Origin of the sequence: Flavobacterium sp. 9R (assembly GCF_902506345.1) — a bacterium.
Taxonomy (GTDB): Bacteria; Bacteroidota; Bacteroidia; order Flavobacteriales; family Flavobacteriaceae; genus Flavobacterium.
The window spans coordinates 467,417-489,003 of record NZ_LR733413.1 but is presented as its reverse complement, the minus strand read 5'-3'; the positions used below and the strand labels follow the sequence as shown (position 1 = coordinate 489,003).

The 21,587-nt window shown below is 33.3% G+C and carries 24 protein-coding genes; 19 read left to right on the top strand and 5 right to left on the bottom strand.

Annotated elements, in window-relative coordinates; all coding sequences use genetic code 11:
• The first annotated feature begins 403 nt into the window (after nt 1-403).
• The 11 genes from FLAVO9AF_RS02225 (at nt 404) to FLAVO9AF_RS02175 (ending at nt 11,518) form a co-directional block, all read left to right on the top strand.
• A complete protein-coding gene (locus FLAVO9AF_RS02225; protein ID WP_159683589.1) occupies nt 404-1,612 on the top strand; it encodes an anhydro-N-acetylmuramic acid kinase in 1,209 nt (402 codons plus the stop codon).
• A gap of 410 nt (nt 1,613-2,022) precedes the next feature.
• Entirely contained in the window at nt 2,023-2,487 is a 465-nt protein-coding gene (locus tag FLAVO9AF_RS02220) for a hypothetical protein (RefSeq protein WP_159683586.1), read from the top strand.
• A gap of 74 nt (nt 2,488-2,561) precedes the next feature.
• On the top strand, nt 2,562-3,140 hold the full coding sequence (locus FLAVO9AF_RS02215; RefSeq protein ID WP_159683581.1) for a hypothetical protein: 579 nt from the start codon (nt 2,562-2,564) through the stop codon (nt 3,138-3,140).
• A 236-nt stretch (nt 3,141-3,376) separates the two neighbouring features.
• Entirely contained in the window at nt 3,377-4,915 is a 1,539-nt protein-coding gene (locus FLAVO9AF_RS02210) for a glycoside hydrolase family 10 protein (protein WP_159683576.1), read from the top strand.
• Nucleotides 4,916-4,936: 21 nt separating this feature from the next.
• Nucleotides 4,937-6,256: an MFS transporter gene (locus tag FLAVO9AF_RS02205; protein WP_159683572.1), complete on the top strand. Its 1,320-nt coding sequence runs from the start codon at nt 4,937-4,939 to the stop codon at nt 6,254-6,256.
• A gap of 55 nt (nt 6,257-6,311) precedes the next feature.
• On the top strand, nt 6,312-7,121 hold the full coding sequence (locus FLAVO9AF_RS02200) for a KilA-N domain-containing protein (protein ID WP_159683567.1): 810 nt from the start codon (nt 6,312-6,314) through the stop codon (nt 7,119-7,121).
• 63 nt (nt 7,122-7,184) lie between these two features.
• Nucleotides 7,185-8,780: a glycoside hydrolase family 3 protein gene (locus FLAVO9AF_RS02195; RefSeq protein ID WP_159683564.1), complete on the top strand. Its 1,596-nt coding sequence runs from the start codon at nt 7,185-7,187 to the stop codon at nt 8,778-8,780.
• Nucleotides 8,781-9,176: 396 nt separating this feature from the next.
• Nucleotides 9,177-9,815: a peroxiredoxin gene (locus FLAVO9AF_RS02190; protein WP_159683561.1), complete on the top strand. Its 639-nt coding sequence runs from the start codon at nt 9,177-9,179 to the stop codon at nt 9,813-9,815.
• A 104-nt stretch (nt 9,816-9,919) separates the two neighbouring features.
• Complete coding sequence (locus tag FLAVO9AF_RS02185) at nt 9,920-10,228, top strand: co-chaperone YbbN (protein ID WP_159683558.1); 309 nt, start codon at nt 9,920-9,922, stop codon at nt 10,226-10,228.
• Nucleotides 10,229-10,282: 54 nt separating this feature from the next.
• Nucleotides 10,283-10,540 carry a hypothetical protein gene (locus FLAVO9AF_RS02180; protein WP_159683555.1) on the top strand — a complete coding sequence of 86 codons (258 nt, stop codon included), beginning with the start codon at nt 10,283-10,285 and terminating at the stop codon, nt 10,538-10,540.
• Between the two features lie 231 nt (nt 10,541-10,771).
• Entirely contained in the window at nt 10,772-11,518 is a 747-nt protein-coding gene (locus FLAVO9AF_RS02175) for a class I SAM-dependent methyltransferase (RefSeq protein ID WP_159683552.1), read from the top strand.
• Between the two features lie 17 nt (nt 11,519-11,535).
• On the opposite strand, the gene FLAVO9AF_RS02170 is transcribed toward FLAVO9AF_RS02175, so the two are convergent.
• A complete protein-coding gene (locus FLAVO9AF_RS02170) occupies nt 11,536-12,699 on the bottom strand; it encodes a hypothetical protein (RefSeq protein ID WP_159683549.1) in 1,164 nt (387 codons plus the stop codon).
• A 237-nt stretch (nt 12,700-12,936) separates the two neighbouring features.
• On the bottom strand, nt 12,937-13,287 hold the full coding sequence (locus FLAVO9AF_RS02165; protein WP_159683546.1) for a 4Fe-4S dicluster domain-containing protein: 351 nt from the start codon (nt 13,285-13,287) through the stop codon (nt 12,937-12,939).
• Between the two features lie 129 nt (nt 13,288-13,416).
• On the opposite strand from FLAVO9AF_RS02165, the gene FLAVO9AF_RS02160 reads away from it, so the two are divergent.
• The 6 genes from FLAVO9AF_RS02160 to FLAVO9AF_RS02135 all read left to right on the top strand — a co-directional run bounded on the left by FLAVO9AF_RS02160 (nt 13,417) and on the right by FLAVO9AF_RS02135 (nt 18,321).
• The gene (locus FLAVO9AF_RS02160) at nt 13,417-14,478 is read left to right on the top strand and encodes an acyl-CoA reductase (RefSeq protein ID WP_159683542.1); all 1,062 of its coding nucleotides are present in this window, start codon (nt 13,417-13,419) and stop codon (nt 14,476-14,478) included.
• A gap of 90 nt (nt 14,479-14,568) precedes the next feature.
• Entirely contained in the window at nt 14,569-15,639 is a 1,071-nt protein-coding gene (gene serC, locus FLAVO9AF_RS02155) for a 3-phosphoserine/phosphohydroxythreonine transaminase (RefSeq protein ID WP_159683539.1), read from the top strand.
• A 191-nt stretch (nt 15,640-15,830) separates the two neighbouring features.
• Nucleotides 15,831-16,781 carry a D-2-hydroxyacid dehydrogenase gene (locus tag FLAVO9AF_RS02150; protein ID WP_159683536.1) on the top strand — a complete coding sequence of 317 codons (951 nt, stop codon included), beginning with the start codon at nt 15,831-15,833 and terminating at the stop codon, nt 16,779-16,781.
• A 98-nt stretch (nt 16,782-16,879) separates the two neighbouring features.
• The gene (locus FLAVO9AF_RS02145; RefSeq protein WP_159683533.1) at nt 16,880-17,437 is read left to right on the top strand and encodes a DUF937 domain-containing protein; all 558 of its coding nucleotides are present in this window, start codon (nt 16,880-16,882) and stop codon (nt 17,435-17,437) included.
• Nucleotides 17,438-17,554: 117 nt separating this feature from the next.
• Complete coding sequence (locus tag FLAVO9AF_RS02140) at nt 17,555-17,986, top strand: DUF6146 family protein (protein WP_159683530.1); 432 nt, start codon at nt 17,555-17,557, stop codon at nt 17,984-17,986.
• A 32-nt stretch (nt 17,987-18,018) separates the two neighbouring features.
• A complete protein-coding gene (locus FLAVO9AF_RS02135) occupies nt 18,019-18,321 on the top strand; it encodes a DUF6787 family protein (RefSeq protein WP_159683527.1) in 303 nt (100 codons plus the stop codon).
• Nucleotides 18,322-18,360: 39 nt separating this feature from the next.
• Here FLAVO9AF_RS02135 and FLAVO9AF_RS02130 read toward each other — a convergent pair whose 3' ends face one another.
• Genes FLAVO9AF_RS02130 through msrA form a run of 3 tightly spaced genes read right to left on the bottom strand, consistent with a single transcriptional unit; the run spans nt 18,361 to nt 19,919 of the window.
• Nucleotides 18,361-18,663, bottom strand: coding sequence for a hypothetical protein (locus tag FLAVO9AF_RS02130; protein ID WP_159683524.1), 303 nt, complete (start codon nt 18,661-18,663; stop codon nt 18,361-18,363).
• A gap of 39 nt (nt 18,664-18,702) precedes the next feature.
• Nucleotides 18,703-19,371, bottom strand: coding sequence for a GTP cyclohydrolase I FolE (folE, locus tag FLAVO9AF_RS02125; protein ID WP_159683521.1), 669 nt, complete (start codon nt 19,369-19,371; stop codon nt 18,703-18,705).
• Nucleotides 19,372-19,385: 14 nt separating this feature from the next.
• Complete coding sequence (gene msrA, locus FLAVO9AF_RS02120) at nt 19,386-19,919, bottom strand: peptide-methionine (S)-S-oxide reductase MsrA (RefSeq protein WP_159683518.1); 534 nt, start codon at nt 19,917-19,919, stop codon at nt 19,386-19,388.
• A 152-nt stretch (nt 19,920-20,071) separates the two neighbouring features.
• Between msrA and FLAVO9AF_RS02115 the strand changes: the two genes are divergently transcribed.
• Nucleotides 20,072-20,734, top strand: coding sequence for an ABC transporter ATP-binding protein (locus FLAVO9AF_RS02115; RefSeq protein ID WP_159683515.1), 663 nt, complete (start codon nt 20,072-20,074; stop codon nt 20,732-20,734).
• Nucleotides 20,735-20,768: 34 nt separating this feature from the next.
• Nucleotides 20,769-21,533 (top strand): TIGR02757 family protein, encoded by a 765-nt coding sequence (locus tag FLAVO9AF_RS02110; RefSeq protein WP_159683512.1) that lies wholly within the window; start codon nt 20,769-20,771, stop codon nt 21,531-21,533.
• Nucleotides 21,534-21,587 lie beyond the last annotated feature (54 nt).

Below are 21,587 nucleotides of genomic sequence, written 5' to 3'. Positions count from 1 at the left end.
TAAAAAAGCAATAACTAAAACAATTTATTTTTTATTGCGTTAAAAAAGTCAAATATATACATAAAATAGACATACAGAAAAAAATTTGTGTTTTTATGTTTATAATTTACTAACATTTAATTCACACTGGCATAAAAATACTAATATCCTTAGTATCAAGATTACAATTTTGATTTTTTTTAAAAAATGAACTATAACAATTGAGTGAAACCCGTGATTCAACAAAATTAAAAGTTTTCTTCTTGTTAAAAATCAGAATACAATCTTCAAATACAATAAATCATCCTCTCTTTTGTGTCAAAAAAATAAAAGATAAGGAATAGTCATTTAAAAACACAACTGCTTTTTACAACAATCAATTTTATACTACTTTTGAACCATTACTCAACTTTAATTCGCTATTATGAATCCAAATATCCAATCTTTGATTACCGTTTCGCAAAAATCAGTACGAAATATTATTGGTCTAATGTCAGGAACATCACTTGATGGATTGGACGTTGCTTATTGCAAGATTTCTGGATCAGGAACCTCAACTAAAGCGGAAGTAGTGCATTTTACAACTTTTCCTTATGACGAGGAAACCAAATCAGAAATAAGAAAAGTTTTTGCTCAAAAGACAATCGATTTTCAGCATTTAGCTTTGCTAAATGAATGGATAGGCATAAAACACGGCGAAATTGTCTTGGATTGTTTACAACAATGGAAATTAAACACTTCAGATGTTGATTTGATTGCATCACATGGACAAACTGTTATGCACGCTCCCAAAAGTCTCCACCAACAAAATAAATTTCCCAATGCAACTTTACAAATTGGCGACGGAGATCATCTTGCTGTAACTACGCAATGCATTACAGTTTCTGATTTTAGACAAAAACATTTAGCCGCTGGAGGAGAAGGCGCTCCTCTGGCTGTGTATGGAGATTATTTTTTATTTAATTCTACTACTGAAAATAGAATATTACTCAATATTGGTGGAATTTCAAATTTTACCTTACTACCAAAATCAGGTTCATTTGATTCCATTTTTGTTACCGATACGGGTACAGGAAATACGCTAATGGATGCCTACACTCGTTTACACTTCCCAAATCAAGATTACGATATAGACGCAGCTATTGCAAAAACTGGCAAAGTAAATCAACCCTTATTACAGAAATTAAAAAGTGACGCTTTTTTCAGTGCCTCATTCCCAAAAAGCACAGGTCCTGAACTATTTAGCCTTGCTTTTCTTAACAAAGCACAAAACGAATCGGATACTACTTCTATACCTGTTGCTGATGTTTTAGCAACACTAACACAATTTACCGCCGAAACTATTGCTGAAGCTATCTTAAAAGTAACAGCTACACAAATTGAAAAAAACACCGCAACTACTGTTTATATTTCAGGTGGTGGCTTTCACAATCCATTAATAATGAAATACTTAGAAAAATTACTTCCATTCGCAATTGCATCAACAACTTCACTCGGAATTAATGGAGATGCTAAAGAAGCATTGCTATTTGCAATCCTTGCCAATGAAACCATTTGTGGAAACTTAAACAGTTCTAAAAAGAATAACAGCATCCCAGCAATAAGTATGGGAAAAATCTCATTTCCAAGATAAAAAGCATTTTACTTCGACAAAAAGCAATAGCGATACTATTAAAATGGTTTTTTATGTTAAATAAAATTCATCCTGATTTTAGAATAGTAATAGTACGCAAGAAATTATCTTACAATTAATTCTTAAAAAAAATGCCAAAAACATAATTTTAGCACCTTTTTACTACAAGAAAAGATTTTTTTTAACATTTGAAGAATCTCTTAAGTTAGATTTAATTTAAAATTCATTGATTATTTGTAAATTTAATATAGAAAAACAGCATAATAAAAGCCATTTTCAGACTAGTCAATTTGGAATTTTGAACTAAAAAATAGAGGCATCTATTTTTTTACAACTATTTAGATAACATAAAATTTAAATAGTATGTTTCTTTCACCGAATCACTGTTTCATTTTAAAAAAACCTTCGAAATGAAAAATAAGAAAGAAAATAATAGTTTCAATTGTTATCTATCAAATGCCAAGAGTTACGGGCAACTTATGGATTATAACAATGAATCAGAAGATTCAGTTCTAACGAAAAGAAAACTTGTTGTTGAAATCAATACCTTAAAAAAATCACTTTCTGATTTACAAATCGAAAAGGAGGATTTAAATATGCAATTACTTCAGCAGTTCAAAGAATTAAAAAGAACTCAAAAAAACCTTAATAAAGACTTTCATAAAGGGTTAGAGGAAATGATGTTTATCCTTTCGCATAAAGTGAGACTACCATTAACCAATATTTTAGGTTTAGCTAATTTATTGACTAATGTTGATAATTCAAATGATGAAAATCTTGCATACATTGAATTACTCAAGGCATCAGCCAAAGATTTAGACAATATTACAAAGGAACTTGGTTCATTCATTTATGAATTGAATCACAAAAAATGAAACCGCTTCCAAATAAGGAATTCATATAACACGCTCACTATGACTTAAAATCAAAACCAAAAAAACACTCGATTATGAAAACAATTGTCTTATTACTAGTAACGGCACTCACATTTGCTCAAAATGATAAAGAAAACTATCTTTCATTTTCAGGTGCATTAGATGCAAGGAATTTAATATCAGGAAGCAATCCAACTAATAACGAAAGTGCTCTGAATTATCTTCTACAATTTGCAATGGTTTCAAGGAATTTCGAAATTAATGTAGGATATGAACGTTTTTCAATGATTCAATATAGCAAAAACACCATCGGGTTTGGTTATCATATTCCACTTCATACAAGAATTGGTAATCTTAACATAAAATCAACAATAATACCATCCATCGAACCTACATTGATTAACAGATGGGGAAATTGGGGAGGTGGAATTTCTTACGAACAAAAAAGTTCTCACATATCTGCAGGAGCCAACCTAGCCTACAGAATACATTTATCAGATTCAATTGCAATAGAATATTTATTTAATGTCCTACCAAGAGTAGACCTTAGTGCTATGTATGGAAGTGCTAGCACAAAAGAGAAAAAAAGCGCCAATGGAATTCCAATTATTGGCAGTAACTATTTTAAACTTGTATATAAAATTGGAAGATAAGCCCTAAATAAAAGAAGATGAATTTTAGCCTTTTTTGCCCAAAAAATAAAACCTCATTCAGAAAGTAGTTGAATGAGGTTTTATTTTTTCTTACCTCGCTTAAAATAGAAAAAAATCATTCTCAAAAAGCCTTCCCTTCAACTAATCAATCAACCTTTAAAAGAATTTATTGAATAATAATCCTTTTTTCTAAAGTAAAAAAAACTATTTTTGAATGCATTATAAACGAAAACATAATGACCAAAAATAAAGTATTACCTCTACTATTTATTTTATTACTATCTATCATTACCAAAGGGAACGCTCAGAAAAAAGATCATTATCCCAAAAATGAATTTAGAGGTGTTTGGATTGCTACTGTCGTAAATATTGATTGGCCCAAAAAAAGTAATGATTCTGTTGCTAAACAAAAAGCGGATTATTTACAAATTCTTGATACCTATCAAAAACTCAACTATAATGCGGTTATCGTTCAAATTCGAAGCGTGGGAGATGCCTTCTATCCTTCAGAATTAGCTCCTTGGTCTCGCTTTTTGACTGGAAAAGAAGGAAAAGCTCCTACCCCATATTACGATGCTTTGGAATGGATGATTGAAGAAGCCCACAAGAGAGGATTCGAATTCCACGCTTGGCTTAATCCCTATCGTGCCACTTTCGACTTGAATAAAGCGCAACTTAGCCCTAATCACGATATTTTTAAGTACCCACAATGGATGATTACTTATGGTGGGAAAATGTATTATAACCCAGCATTACCTGAAGTTCAAAATCATTTAGTAAAGGTGGTTGAAGAAGTTGTAATGAAATATGATATTGATGCCATTCATTTTGATGATTACTTTTATCCTTATAAAATTAAAGGAGAAGAATTTAACGATGCTGATTCTTTCAAAAAATACGGTAATGGAATGAATCTCGAAGATTGGCGTAGAAACAATGTAACTACATTTGTAAAAAGCATTCACTCTGCCATTAAGAATCACAAACCTTGGGTACAATTTGGCATTAGCCCTTTTGGTGTTTGGAGAAATAAATCGATGGACCCTAAAGGTTCCGATACACAATCAGGACAAACCAATTATGATGATTTGTATGCCGACCCTATTCTTTGGATGCAAAATAAATGGATAGATTATCTATTGCCTCAATTGTATTGGAGCATTGACCACAAAACGGCTTCTTATGCCAAACTACTAAAATGGTGGTCAGAAAACACCAATGGTGTTAATCTCTATATGGGAAACAGCACCTACAAAATCAAAGGTGATTCGGATAAAAAATGGAACAACATTCACGAAATTCCCAATCAAATTGATTTGACTAGAAGCTATGCTAATGTACAAGGAAATGCATTTTATAGCGCTAAATGGTTTATCAATACTCATCAAGACGTCGCACAATTGCTACAAAATCATCAGTATAAATATCCTGCAATTCCGTTGCCTGTTCCCAATTCAAAACACGTCGTGATAGATACACCTGTAGTTAATAAAATTGAAATTGATTCGGTAAATTGCACTTTTACTTTACCAATGCCTTTGAATACCAAAATTCGTTATGTAGTGGTGTATAGTGCCAAACGAGACTCTAAAATTGACCTTCAAGAAGCTAGTCAAATTATGACTAAATATTTTGTCGACCCAAAAGCAACAATAATCAATTTTAGCATTCCGCTAAGTGACATAGACAAAAACAAAGCTTTTGCTCTTACTTTCATTGACTTTTATGGCAATGAAAGCAAAGAAACCATCATTGATTTACCCAAAGAAGACTAACCCAACCATTTCTACCATTCTATGAAATCAGAAAAAAATCCTTGGTATTGGATACCACTTTTGAATTTTGCATCAGGTTTTCCGTATGCCATAATCATATCTGTATCTGTTTTGATGTACAAAAATTTAGGCATCAGCAATGAAGATATTGGAATGTTTACTAGTTTACTCTACTTGCCTTGGGTGATTAAACCGCTTTGGAGCCCATTTATCGATTTGCACGCTACCAAAAGAAAATGGTTTTTGGCGATGCAATTGGTCATTTCGATTGCTTTTTTAATCGTTGGATTAACCATTCCGATGCAACATTTTTTTGTATTGAGTTTGGCTTTATTTTGGGTGGGTGCTTTTGCTTCAGCTTCAAATGATGTAGCTATTGATGGATTCTATTTATTGGCGCTAACCAAAGACAAACAATCTTTTTTCTTAGGGATCCGCAGTACTTTTTACCGTTTATCTATGCTTACTGCCAATGGCTTAATTGTACTTTTGGCTGGATTTTTAGAAGAAAAATACGGAGACAAAAGCAAAGCTTGGTCTTATACTATGCTCGTGGTGGCATTGATTATGATTTTCATCACGGTCTACAACTTTTTTATGACGCCAAACCCAGAAATTGAACAGGAATACATAAAAAGCAATGCCAATCATAAAGGAAGTTTTACCGAAGTATTTGTTACTTTTTTCCAAAAGAAACAAATAGGATTGATTCTGACATTTATATTAGTATATCGTCTTGGAGAATCACAATTGATGAAGATGCTTTCTCCTTTTTTGGTTGATGATGTAGCCAAAGGCGGAATGGGATTAAGTACCGAAGATGTTGGGATTATTTACGGAACCTTTGGGGTAGCTGCTCTAGTTATTGGCGGAATCATTGGCGGAGTCGTCATCTCGAGAGACGGTTTAGGAAAATGGATGCTCCCAATGATTTTAACGATGCATTTGCCAATTATTGGGTTTGTTTATTTATCCCATTATCATCCTTCAGAAATAGTTAATATACATTTTGAATTCTTAAAGATTATATTTGATTATAATTTAAATCCACACATTACTGCGGTCGTTGTGATTGAACAATTTGGTTATGGCTTTGGTTTTGCGGCTTTCTTAATGTATTTAATTTACGTAGCCGAAGGAGAATCCAAAACCTCTCACTACTCTATCGCTACTGGATTTATGGCTTTAGGAATGATGCTTCCCGGAATGGCAAGTGGTTATATTCAAGAGTATTTGGGCTATGGTAACTTCTTTATTTGGGTGTTTTTAGCAACAATTCCGGGGATTATTTTATCTCGCTTTTTGATTTTTCCTTATGATTTTGGAAAAAAAGAAAGTTAAATTGACTCTATAAAAGTAAATTTAGTTTATAACAAATTAATTAACTGGAGTTTAAATGGCAAAATTAAACGTACAAGGAAAAGAGATAACAATAATTCAATCCAATAATCAAGATTATATTTCTATCACTGATATGTTGAAAGCTAAAGATGGAGATTTTTTTATATCGGATTGGTTAAGAAACAGAAATACTATAGAATATTTAGGTATTTGGGAGCGAATTCATAATTCAAATTTTAATTATGGCGAATTCGCCATAATTAAAAGTCAAGCAGGCTTAAATAACTACAAATTAAGTGTAAAAGAATGGGTAGAAAAAACTAATGCAATTGGCATTAAAGCTACCTCTGGGAGATACGGTGGTACTTATGCTCATCAAGATATAGCTTTTGAATTTGGAATGTGGATAAGTCCAGAATTCAAAATTTATTTGGTTAAAGAATTCCAAAGATTAAAATCAGAAGAGAACAGCCTAAATAAACTTGAATGGAATTTACAAAGAACTATTTCTAAAATAAATTATAGAATTCATACAGATGCCATAAAGGAAAATTTAGTTCCAAAAAGCTTAACTCCTCATCAAAAAAAATTAATTTATGCTGATGAAGCTGACATTTTAAATGTGGCTCTTTTTGGTAAGACTGCCAAGGAATGGCGTAGCGAAAATCAAAATGAAAAAGGTAACATAAGAGATACAGCAACAATTGAACAACTTGTTGTTCTATCTAATCTTGAAAGTATTAACGCAATGCTAATATCACAAAAAAATAATCAGCAAGAAAGATTAATAAAATTGAATGAAATAGCCATTATACAAATGAAATCTCTTGTAAATTCAAAGGCATTATCCAATAAAACTAAGTAAAATTTTTTTTTTACCCCTCAACATACAATTCATTTATATGGCCTATGCTATAAAGTATAAACAATGACAACCGAACAAAAAATAGGACAATTCTTTTTTCCCGCCGTATTTATTAACGACAGCGAGGAAAACATTCAGGCAACAGAGCATTTAATTCGTGAATACAATATTGGCGGCTTAACCTTTTTTCACAGTCGAGCTAGTGCGGCTACCAATTATGAAGGCAACAAAAAAATTGAATTCAATGATGAGAGTTACGAACGATTAAAAGCCTTAATTATACGTTACCAAAAAGCTGCAAAAACACCGCTTTTAATGAGTATAGATGCAGAATGGGGCTTGGCAATGCGCGTTGAAAAAACACCTCAATATCCTTATGCCATTACACTTGGAGCTGTTCCTGTAGCAGATAAAGAATTGGTCTATGAAATAGGAAAACAAATTGGAAAGGACTTAAAATCGGCTGGTATTCATTACAACTTAGCTCCTTTGGCGGACATAAATACCGACCCAAACAATCCTGTAATTGGGTATCGTTCTTTTGGAGAAGACAAAAACAAAGTCGGCACCTTTGCTTTAGAATATTTGAAAGGAATGACAGTTGCTGGGATTTTGGGTTGCTTAAAACACTTCCCAGGTCACGGCAATACCAATGTCGATTCCCATTTGGGATTACCCGTTCTGAATGAGACCTTAGACGAATTACTGTCGAATGAATTAGTTCCTTTCATTAAAGGAATTGAAAACAAAGTCGACTCCATAATGATTGGGCATTTGGCGGTTCCTGCTCTTAACAATGGAGCAAATACTTCGGCTACACTTTCTAAAGCAGTGATTGAAGGTTTACTTAGAGAACGATTGGAATACGATGGTTTGGTGATTTCGGATGCATTGAATATGCATAGTGTTTCCAAACTATACCCAACTAAAGGGATTTTAGAATGGGAAGCGTTTAATGCTGGAAACGATGTGTTGTGTTTTGCAGAAAATGTACCCGAAGGGATTCAGGAAATTTTAAAAAGAGCTAACATCGCAAGGATTGAAGCCAGTTTTGAACGTATTTGGAAATGCAAAGTACAAGCTGGATTGATTACCGATAGCAAATTTGAAGAAACTGATTTAGACTGGAATTCTACAGCTGTAATCAACCAAAAATGTGCTGAAAAAGCCATCACATTAGTAAAAAAAGACAGCAACTCATCTATAACTGATTTTATCAACAATGGTGGACGGATAGCAAAAGTGAGTGTGTATAGAGAGAGTGACAATCCGTTCTTTGAAGGATTAGAAAATACGATTCAGGGAGATTCTTTTTCGATTACATTGGGAGAGGAAAATCTGGAGGAAAAACTACAAGCAATAGACAAATATGACACTTTGATGATTGCTTTATTTGTGCCAAAAGCCAAACCTTTAGCCAATTTTGAAATTGAAGATGCAATTATTACTTGGCTAAGTGAAGTGGTGTTGACTAAAAAAGTGGTCTTGCATTTGTTTGGGAATCCGTATGCGCTACAAGTGCTTCCGAATATTATGGCAGCCAAAATTGTTGTCGTAGCCTATCAAGACCTTATTGAATTTCAAGAAGTAGCGGCACAAAAAATAGTATTGAACCAAGCATACGAAGGAACTTTGCCCGTGACTTTACTTTTGAAATAACTAAATGTAAAGAAATATAGAAACGATAGTGGTAAGCTATCGTTTTTTTTTGACTGATGCTCACAAGAAAGCCCATTGCTGCTTTTTAGCCCCGATGGGAGCGGCATCCTTGATTGCCGGGGTTCGGCAAGCAAGATATAGCGGAGAGCGGGACTTTGTTTCCATAAAAGCCTAAAGTTTCCTGCTCCTAAAAATTAGCCAAAATAGACCTACAAACCACTAGTTATCAATATTTTAAATTATCTACAACGTTTTCGTTAAAAACTGTTATTTTTTTACAAAATAAGCAACTCCTATTCGATTATAGTTAATTATAATTAAAACTTTGAGCAACTCGGACACTTACTAATTACCTTTGCCAAACAGAAATAAACAAAATTTTAAATCATAATCATTATGTCATTAGTAGGTAAAAAATTTCCAAGTATTGCGGTTGATGCTATCTCTGAAATGGGAGACAATTTGAAAATCAACATTTTTGAAGAAGCTGTAAACAACAACAAAAAAGTATTGTTGTTCTGGTACCCAAAAGATTTCACTTTTGTATGTCCAACAGAATTACACGCTTTTCAAGCCGCTTTACCAGAATTTGAAAAAAGAAATACAATTGTAATTGGTGCTTCTTGCGATACTAACGAAGTACACTTTGCTTGGTTGAACACACCAAAAAACAATGGTGGCATCGAGGGAGTAACTTACCCAATCTTGGCTGATACTAACAGAAACTTGGCTAACATTTTAGGTATTTTGGATATCGAATCTACTAGCTACAGCGAAGAAACCGATTCTGTAATCCTTGAAGGTTCTAACGTAACGTACAGAGCTACTTATTTGATTGACGAAACTGGAAAAATTTTCCATGAAAGTGTTAACGATATGCCATTAGGTCGTAACGTAAACGAATACTTACGTATGGTAGATGCTTACACGCACATTCAAGTAAAAGGTGAAGTTTGTCCTGCTAACTGGGAAGCTGGTAAAGAAGCAATGAGTGCAGATAGAAAAAGTACTGCTGAATACTTAAGCTTAAACTAATAACAAGTTCCAAATTTTAAATTCCAAATTCCAATGTAGTTCGTTTTAGCACTATCAAAAATTGGAATTTGGGATTTTAAAAATTGAATTTTAAAATTTAAATTATGTTAATCGAATTAAACGAAGATACGTTAGGTGCTTTGGTAGCACAAAACGAAAAAGTAGTGGTTCAATACTCGGCTTCTTGGTGTGGTAATTGCAGAATTATGAAGCCAAAATTCAAAAAAATGGCCACTGAAAACGAAAATCTAACGTTTGTTTTGGTGGATGCTGAAAATTCACCTGAATCTAGAAAGTTAGCCAATGTGAGTAACTTACCTACTTTTGCAACGTTTGTTGGAGGAAAATTAGTTAACGAAACACAGACTAATAAAGCAGAAGTTTTAGCCGATTTAGTAAAAGAAATCGCTTAAAAAAACGAATTACTCCTCCTTACAATTATTTCCAATCTTTATACATTTATTCCAATGAAATTACCTGTTATCAAACACCTGACTCAATTTATAGAAGAAAACGATCAAGATTACATCATTGAAACTATAGAAGTTTTAGAAGCACTTACCGAAGTTCCTTCTTTGAAAGACGAAGAGTTGGATGTGATAGGCGAATTGATTTCGAATATGTATGGTGCTTTGGAAGTACATAAAATGGTAAAAACGGGTACTGATAAGAAAGAAGCTTTGAACACGTTTATGAAGCGTGTTTTGGGTTCAATTGATAAATAGGTTCTGTTTCTAAAACATAAAAAGCCTGCAAAGACAAAGTTTTTGCAGGCTTTTTTTATTATATCTTTCTTCACCGATTATGCTAGCGCATAATAATTCTAACTTGCATTTAAAAAAATATTTTACTGTTGAAATACCATTATTGTTTGCATAAAAAAAATTAAACCATTTAAAATACTATTTTTGTTAGTAATTTAGAGTCAATTATTTACGGTTTTTAATCTATCAAGTATGAATACATTATTTACAGATAAAATGGCTAGTGTATACGATGCTATGTATCAAACTTTCATTGATTATAACGAAGAATATGACTTCTACAATACTATTATTCAGAAATACGAAAGTCAATCAACTCTAGAAATTGGTAGTGGCACAGGAAACTTAGCACTTCGTTTTTTTCAAAACAATCAAAAGTATTTGGGGCTTGACGCAAGTGAGGATATGATTGCAATTGCCAAAAAAAGAACTTCGAAAAGTACGTTTATTCATGGCGACATGAGAGAGTTTACATTAGAAAATCCAGTTGATTCCATCCTCATCACTGGTCGCTCTACTAGCTATTTAATTTCTAATGAAGACGTCTATTATTGCTTTGACTCGGTTCACCAAAATCTTAATAACGAAGGTGTATTTGTGTTTGACTTTATTGATGCAAATAGGTATATTCCTTATTGTGAAAACAACAAAAGCATCATTCATAAAGCGAATTGTGAAGGAATCCTGCATTACAGAGACAGTAATTGGAAACTTACCACGGCGGATAATTTTTTGATGGAATGGACTGCTACTTATTACACTATCCAAGATAACGAAAAAGAGGTGATAGCAGAAGATTTTTCTACGGTTAGAGTTTTTACTTTAAATGAAATTGAACTTTTCCTTTTTATGAAAGGATTTGAAATTCTTGAAGTAATAGACAGAAAAACTTATGCATTTGACACCTATGTTATTGTTGCAAAAAAGAAAAAAAAGTAGTTTTAAAACAATGAGTTTTACATTTTTTTCTCAATTATCGAAATGATTCGCTGTTCCTCATCAGTAGCTGCTAAACCAGAGAAATCCCAATAATTAGTTAGAATACTATTCCCTTTATTAATCAAGCTTTTGTCTTTAAATACTTGAGGTTCTCTATAAGTATAATTTTGATTACTAAAATTAGTAGTTACTAAATAATTTCTAACTTCTATATTCTTAGTTTCCTTTTTATACATTTTCTCAAAACCAATTTCTTCCTTTGAACTTACTAGGAAATAATTAGCCTCTTCAACTCTATAAGTAGTTTTTACATTAGACATATAGATGTTCTTGTCGCCTTTTCCAGTTTTTCCTGGATTTCTAGCCAAACTAATTTCTGAAATTTTAGAGCTTACCTCGATTATTAAGTTTTTCTGATTATCATAAATAATCTTAAACTCATCTAATAAACCTTTGGAGTTATCTAGTGGAGTTGCTGTCAAAACATAATAAGCATCGTTTTCAGAATAAGAACGCACCAAGAAATAATAATTATCTTTTGCTTTAGGATCCAAAAGAGGAGCAAGATACTTAAATGTATAATAATTTTCCATTATATCATTTAAGTTGTATCCCAACAAATCAGCGCTCACTTCATCTTCAACGACACCGAAAGAGCGGTTTTGCTCAACAAGAATGGTCGAATTTAATTTTTTTTTATCCCCCACAATTTGAAAATTCAACAATCCATCAGTGTAATAGGAATACACACCATTAAGTTTAAAAAACTCTCTACAATACACCTTTAAACGTGCTGGAACATTGAATTTTTTGATAGAATTTGCAACTAATGATTTTAAAATTTTTTGTGGATGCTGACGGGTAACTACCAATTCATCTAACTTATTCAAACTACTTTTCAAATAAATGATATTCCCTTTTTGTTTTAGAGTTGCAGGTCGAACCGTAATGCTTACATAAGAAGGATGCGATAATTGATAATTAGAATTTCCGTTTACAATAAAACTAACTTCCCCTTCCTTATTGCTTAGAAGAATTTGTTTCGTTTTAGCCACTAAAACAGTCACATCTTCTATAGGAAGTTGCGTATCCATATCCTTAATAATCAAAGTTCTTTCTATTTTTTGAGCTAGAACACTTGAACTAACTAGTAATAAAAAGACAAGTAGTGTTCTCTTCATAAGAAGTGATTTTATGTCTTACCTAAAATTCAGAAACTTTTAATATTTTAGATAAAAATAAATAAATTGTTGATAAAAAAAAGAAAAAAAGAAAAATATGTCTACAAAGCCGACTTTATTTTTTAATTCTGCACCCAAACAGAAGAAAAAGTAAGAAAATAACAATAGTTATTAACAATCTAAAAAACAAAAAACCTGAGTAAAACTCAGGTTTTCAATATGGTAATAACTTAAAAACTATTCGTTATGTAAAAACGATTGTCTGTTTAAAAGTGTTTCTTCATCTTCTACGTGATTATCATCAGGAATACAGCAATCTACTGGACAAACTGCAGCACATTGTGGTTCATCATGAAAACCTTTACACTCTGTACATTTTCCTGGAACAATATAGTATACTTCGTCAGAAATTGGAGTTTGTGGTGCCTCAGCATCTATTTCAGTACCATCAGGTAAAATTACTTTTCCTTTTAATTTGGTGCCATCTTTATAACGCCAATCGTCTGCGCCTTCATAAATTGCAGTATTTGGACATTCTGGTTCGCAAGCTCCACAGTTAATGCATTCGTCTGTAATAATAATTGCCATCTTTAACTAAATTTTTTAATTAAAATTTAAAGTGATTGTTTTTATAATAAAAAACAACTGTTGTCATTAGCTTCTAAAAAGCTTATTTTTGTGCAAAATTACAATCAAAAGATTTCATACACAAGCAATATGACATTAGAAACAAAAAAAAGTAAATTTGTTGAATTAGGAAAATTCTTGAGTCAATTTTCTTCTATAGAGAATCCCTCGAAAAATGATGTTTTGGGCAACGATTTATTTTTTGACGAATGTCTTAATCTAATTGCTCTTTCTCAGTCGCATAATGGTTGGTACACTCCTGAACAAGTCTGTTTTGCTTTTCAATCTTGGGCGAAAGCATTAACCCAAGAAAAACTAGACCAATGGCTATCTGCATATGATTTCACAGACAGACAGCCTAAAACAATTGCCTTGATTCTTGCTGGAAACATACCTTTGGTAGGTTTTCATGATTTCTTATCGGTATTGATTTCGGGACATAATGTTCTAGTAAAAACCTCTTCGAATGACCAGCATTTACTTCCGTTTATAGCGAAATACCTAATTCATATTGCCCCTGAATTCAAAGATAAAATCACTTTTGTTGAGGGAAAATTAGAAAACTTTGATGCCGTTATCGCAACAGGAAGTAACAACACTGCTCGCTATTTTGAATATTATTTCAAAGACAAACCTTCAATTATCAGAAAAAACAGGAACTCAGTAGCATTGCTAACTGGTGAAGAATCCCGCGAACAACTCGAAGCTTTGGGTGAAGATATTTTCCGCTATTTTGGTTTGGGATGTCGCAACGTATCAAAACTTTTTGTGCCAAAAAACTATTCTTTCGATGCTTTTTTTGAAGCCATTTTTAAATACAAAGAAGTTATTGAATATGAAAAATATGCCAATAATTACGACTACAATAAAGCCGTTTTCTTGATGAGCAATTTTAAGTTGCTAGACAATGGCTTTTTGACCATCAAAGAAGATAATGGCTACAGCTCGCCTATTTCGAGTACTTTTTATGAGTTTTATGAAGACATCGATGACGTGGTAAAGCGCTTACAAGACGAAGAAGACAAAATTCAGTGTATAGTTTCTAATAATTTAATCTCCAACAGTATTCCCTTTGGGCAAACCCAAAGCCCTGAATTATGGGATTATGCTGATAATGTAGATACAATTTCATTTTTACTAACAATAAAGTAGAAAATTGTATAATTATTTCGAATAATTCAGCTTGTTTTCAAGTATGATTGTCGAAATTTGCATTTTTAAATTTTCGGATACTTACAAACCATGAAAAAACACAACTACAGCGCAGGACCATGTATTTTACCACAAGAAGTTTTTGAAAAATCGGCTCAAGCCATTTTAGATTTCAACAACTCAGGATTATCAATTTTAGAAATTTCCCACCGCAGTAAAGACTTTGTTGCCGTAATGGAAGAAGCCAGAGCTCTTGCTTTAGACTTATTAGGTTTAACAGGCAAAGGCTACCAAGCTTTATTCTTGGCTGGAGGAGCTAGTTTAGAGTTTATTATGGCGCCTTACAACTTGATGAAAGAAGGAGGCAAAGCTGCCTATTTAGACTCTGGAACTTGGGCCAGTGCTGCCATTAAAGAAGCAAAAACTTATGGAGAAACGGTAATCGTGGCTTCCTCTAAAGAACAAAATTACAATCATATTCCAAAAGGATATACGGTGCCTGAAGATGCAGATTATTTTCACTGTACGAGCAACAACACCATTTTTGGAACACAAATGAAAGAATTTCCAAAATTGAATATTCCAATCGTTTGTGATATGAGTTCGGATATTTTTTCACGTGTTTTAGATTTCACTCAATTTGATATCATTTATGCAGGTGCTCAAAAAAATATGGGTCCAGCAGGAACAACTTTAGTAGTGGTTAAAGAAGAGATTCTTGGCAAAAACGGTCGCGTGATTCCAAGTATGTTGGATTATGCCAAACATATCAAAGCAGAAAGTATGTACAATACTCCACCTGTTTTCCCAGTATACACTTCGCTATTGACTTTGCAATGGTTGAAAAACTTGGGAGGTGTAGCAGCCATCGAAAAAATCAATAACGAAAAAGCGGCTTTATTATACAATGAAATCGACAGAAATCCATTGTTTAGAGGAACAGCTGCTGTAGAAGACCGTTCGAATATGAACGTTACTTTCTTATTGAACGACGAAGCACATAAAGATACTTTTGACGCGATGTGGAAAGCCGCTAATATTTCAGGACTTCCAGGACACCGTTCTGTAGGAGGTTATAGAGCGTCTATCTATAATGCGATGCCAATAGAAAGTGTTCAAGTTTTGGTTGATGTTATGAAAGCTTTGGAAGCAGCGGTTTAATCGCTTACACCAAATTTTCTTGAAAGCACAACTCCCCTAGCCCCGATAGTAGTGGATATCCTTTTCTATTTTTTCTTTAAAAATAGAAAAGATAGCAACGGATAGCGGGATTAGCTCCTAAAAAAATAAAAATATAGTATAGTTGATTCTTTGGCACAAACAAGGAATTAGAGAAACAAAATAAAAACAAAATGAAAGTATTAGCCAATGACGGAATTTCAAAAAGTGGAATTCTAGCTTTAGAAAAAGGTGGTTTTGAAGTAATCACTACAAAAGTGGCGCAAGAACAAGTGGCCAATTTTATTAATGAAAACAACGTGAGCGTTATCTTGGTAAGAAGTGCTACCAAAGTGCGCAAAGACATTATCGATGCTTGTCCTGGTATCAAAATTATTGGTCGTGGCGGTGTTGGTATGGATAATATTGATGTGGACTATGCAAAAAGCAAAGGGATTCACGTAATCAATACTCCTGCTTCTTCATCAGAATCGGTAGCGGAATTGGTTTTTGGACATTTGTTTACAGGAGTTCGTTTTTTACACGATTCTAACAGAAATATGCCTCTTGAAGGAGACTCAAATTTTGATGGTTTGAAAAAAGCCTATGCTAATGGTACTGAACTAAGAGGAAAAACTTTAGGAATTGTAGGTATTGGACGTATTGGTCAAGCTACTGCAAAAATGGCTTTAGGACTAGGTATGAAAGTTATTGCTGCCGATAGTTTTATTCCTCAAGTAGACATTAAAGTGGAGTTTTTTGATGGACAATCTATCACTTCTACTATTGTTTCTCAATCATTGGAATCGTTGTTTCAAGAAGCAGACTTTATTACTTTGCACGTACCAGCTCAAAACGGGTATATCATTGGCGAAGAACAATTGGCTACTATGAAAGACGGCGTAGGAATTGTAAACTGCGCTCGTGGTGGTGTAATTGATGAAGTTGCGTTAGTAAAAGCTTTGGACAGCGGAAAAGTAGCTTTTGCAGGTTTAGATGTTTTTGAAAGCGAGCCAAAACCAGAAATGGCGATTTTGATGCATTCTAAAATCTCGTTGACGCCTCATATTGGTGCAGCTACTGGAGAAGCTCAAGACAGAATTGGAACAGAATTAGCCTCACAAATTATTGCTTTGTTAGGATAAGTAAAAGTCTTCAATATATCAAAAGGGTAATTTATTAACAGCAGTTATAAATTACCCTTTTTTATTTAAATTTGAGAATACTTTAAATCTAAAATACTATGTTTGAGCAATTAACACAATTAGTGCAGCAATTTGGAGATGATGCTGTTGTAAAAAACAGTGCTATACCAAATGAGCATAACGAGGCAGTTATGCAGGAGACGGGCAACTCAATTTTCGCTAGTTTACAAAAAATGGCTTCTGAAGGAGGAGTTGAGCAATTGGCAGGTTTGTTGCAAGGCAATAATGCCCAAGATAGTTCCAATCCTGCAGTACAACAAATCACACAACAACTTACTGGTAGTTTGAGTGAAAAATTCGGAATAAGCGGAGAAGCAGCTTCTGGAGTAGCAGGAAATATGATTCCGAAAATTCTAGGTGGATTGATGGGCAAAGCCAATGACCCAAACGATAGTTTTCAAATTTCGGATATCATTGGAGCAATTGCTGGCAATAGCGAACAAGCGGGTGGTATTATGGATACTATTTCTAAGTACGGAACACAATTTGGCTTAGATCAAAATGCGGATGGAAAAGTAGATATTAGTGACGCTATGAATCTAGCAAAAGGTAGTGGCGGAATTGGAGGAATACTAGGTAAATTATTTGGTAAATAAAAGCAAGAAAACATAGAGAAAAGCGTCATTTCCTTAAAAGAAATGACGCTTTTTTTATGATAGAATTTACATTTTTCAGGCTCAGATTTTGTAAATTTCGATTTCAATAGTTAAGCCATGAAAAAGATAGCTTTTATAATCGTGCTTATTGCAATAATTGGCGCTTGTTCGACTCCAAAGAATAGTCTAGCTTCAGTTCCTACAACCAATCCAGTTAAAGGAGACACAATAAGAATTGCTAATGATTCATTAGAATATGAAGTAATCATTATTGACCCAGGTTTTAGCACTTGGTTGAATTCTATTGCACTTCCAAGAGGTTATTATTCGCAATTTTATTTAGAAAATAAGAACCGATTTTATATTACAGAATGGAACAATAGAGCGCAACAACCGTTACGATTTGACCCAAATTTATATGAAATGACAATAAATTATGACCCACAGATAAATTATGGATACGAAGTGAATTATTTAATCTACAATTATATGATTTATTTCCAAAATCGATACCAGCAAAGGCTATTTGGCAATGTCCCGATACGATAATCTTAGTATATTTGTACAATTGACACTTTAGAATGAAAAAATTAAAAGAACGTTGGGGAATAGAAAGTAACTTTCAATTAACATTAATTTTTATTGTTTTTGCAATCACTGGTTCAGCATCCGCATGGTTATCTAAACCTTTTTGTTATTGGCTGGGCATTACCAAAGCCGATTTGGGATTTTGGTTCACTCCTGTTCGACTCCTACTTATTTTTCCTATTTATCAAGTGCTTTTAGTTTGCATAGGATTTCTATTTGGTCAATTTCGATTTTTTTGGGCTTTCGAAAAGAAAATGCTCCGAAGTATGGGACTCGGTTTTCTTTTCAAAACATAAAAAAAGCTTCATTTCTGAAGCTTTTTTTGTTGGTATTAATTAAGAGTTTTTCTGTTTCTTTATGAGATAAGTGTATATCCAAGTCAAAGTAAAAGTGGGAATAACATCCGAGAAAGGAAAAGCTTCTTCTATAAATGTAATCGCTCCCGCAACTTTTCCAACACTTCCTTTGTACATCCAGGTCATTAAAAAACCCGCTAAAGGTGCCCAAATCACATCTGAGAATTCACCTATCATTGGTATGGAAAAAGAAAGCATTCCGACAGCATCAAACAAGATACTCAAGAATAAATGTCTTCTTTTCTGAGAAGTTTCAGCGCTAATTTCTGCTTGGTTTGTCATTTTTTAATTTTTGAAAAGTCCAAACAAAAATAGTGCCTTTTATTCTTGCTTAATCATATTGAAGAAATCATTTCTATTTTCTTTTTCATTAAAAATCCCCCCATATTGAATCGTAGAGGTAAAACTAGTTTCATCTTTGATACCACGGCTAGAAACGCACAAATGTTTTGCTTCCATAACAATGATAACATTATCCGTCTCCAAAACAGTTTTTAATTCATTAAAAATTTGCATAATCAAGCGCTCTTGTACTTGAGGGCGACGAGAATAATAATCGACGATTCGGTTCAATTTTGACAATCCAATCACTTTTCCGCTAGAAACATACCCTATGTGAGCTTTCCCTACAATTGGTAAAAAATGATGCTCACAGGTAGAGTTAAAATTAATATTGGCTTCAACCAGCATTTTGTCATAATGGTAGCTATTCTCGAAAACCGAAATTTTGGGTTTGTTTTTAGGGTCTAAACCACTAAAAATCTCTTGAATATACATCTTCGCCACACGGAATGGAGTACCACTCAAGCTATCATCTGTCATATCCAATCCCATTTCTTCCATAATGGCGTGAAAATGATGCTCAATTCGTTCCATTTTCTGGGCATCCGATTTTACAAATGCGTCAGCTCTAAGAGGTGTATCTGCACTAGTGGCTTGGTGATTATCACCTAAAATTTCAATTAATTCTCTATCTAATACTGTGTTCATATTTTAGGTGTTATTTATTTTAATAATCTAGTAAACGATTCAGAAAGTTTGTTCATTTTGGGAGTAATGACGTAATGACAATACGATTGTTCCTTATTTAGTTGATAATAGTTTTGATGGTACTGTTCTGCAGGATAAAACTTTGAAACTGGTGAAAGCTGAGTAACGATAGGGGAATCAAAAACTTTAGCTTCTTCTAATTGATTGATATAGGCCTCAGCAAGTAACTTTTGATTGTCCGAATGATAAAAAACTTCACTACGGTATTGTGTTCCTACATCGGCGCCTTGTCTATTGAGTGTTGTTGGATTATGTGTAGCAAAAAACACTTCTAAAAGAGTTTCAAAAGCAATTAAGTCCTCATCATATGTAATTTGAATAGCTTCTGCGTGTCCTGTTGTACCTGTACATATTTGTTGGTAGGTTGGATTTTCAACAGCACCTCCAATATAACCCGACACTACTGATTCTACTCCTTTGAGCTGTAAAAAAACAGCCTCGGTACACCAGAAACAGCCTCCAGCAAATGTTGCAATTGATTTATTCATTAAAATCGAATTATAATTTTGTTTAACAAAAATAGCAAATAATTAAACAAAAAAGATCATTTAACTAAATATTAATAAATGTTACTATAAAGAAATTTTATAATAGTTGAGTGGCAGACAAAATCTTTGTTTCTTTGTAAAAATAGATTGGAATGATACTTGCAAAAAACATACATAAATTCTACGACCAACTTGAGGTTTTAAAAGGAGTTGATTTACATATCACTAAAGGAGAAATTGTATCTATAGTGGGGGCCTCTGGTGCTGGAAAAACCACTTTACTTCAAATACTTGGCACTTTAGACAGACCGACTTCGAGTGAAAATTCAAGTTTGTTGATTAATGGAGAAGATGTCTTGAAAATGAACGACAAAGCTTTGTCACGTTTTAGAAATTTAAACCTAGGGTTTATTTTTCAATTTCACCAGTTATTACCAGAATTTACCGCATTAGAAAACGTATGTATTCCTGCTTTTATAGCTGGAAAAAACAAATTAGAAACAGAAATTGAAGCGAAGAAATTATTGGACTATTTAGGGCTTTCTCATAGACATCATCATAAACCTAACGAATTATCAGGTGGTGAACAACAACGAGTGGCGGTAGCTAGAGCATTAATCAATAAACCCGACATCCTATTTGCAGATGAACCTTCAGGGAATTTGGACACTACATCAGCAGAAAACTTGCATCAACTCTTCTTTAAACTTAGAGACGAGTTGGGACAAACCTTTGTTATTGTTACACACAATGAGGAGTTAGCCAATATGGCCGATAGAAAATTAGTGATGGTAGATGGGCTAATTAGTGCTTAGCAATTAGAACCCCAAAAAGCATTTATTTAAAAATATGACTGAGGCTGAACTTAAAGACTTTCTTAACGAAAAAGTACTACAATACAACACCCTAGATTTTATAGAAAGTGATCCGGTTCAAATTCCGCATTTATTTACTCAAAAAGAAGATATCGAGATTGCAGGTTTCTTGAGTGCCACTATTGCTTGGGGCAACCGCAAAATGATTATCAAAAACAGTATCAAAATGATGGATTTAATGGGGAATTCTCCATATGATTTTGTCTTATCGCATTCAGACAGCCATTTAGAAAGACTCAACACATTTGTTCATCGAACCTTTAATGGACAGGATTTTCAATCTTTTATCAAAGGACTACAACACATTTACAACAATCATAACGGTTTAGAAGCTGTTTTTGCGAAAAATCAAGAGCCAACAAGTGTTCAAAAAAGCATACATGAATTCAAAAAAGCTTTTTTTGAAATTCAGCAACCGCAACGAAGTCAAAAACACATTTCGGATCCGTTGAATAACTCTGCGGCGAAAAGAATCAACATGTACTTGAGATGGATGTGCCGACAAGATAATAAAGGAGTAGACTTAGGCATTTGGAATAGTATTTCACCATCCAAACTTTCGTGTCCGCTCGATGTTCATTCAGGAAATGTTGCACGGAAATTGGGACTTTTAACCAGAAAACAAAATGATGCTAAAGCTCTCAATGAACTTGACAATCAACTCCGACTTTTAGACCCAAAAGACCCTGTTAAATATGATTTTGCTTTATTTGGTCTAGGAGTTTTCGAAGGCTTCTAAAAACATAATACATTACATTACAGAAAGTTATTCCTATTTTTATTACATTTGAAA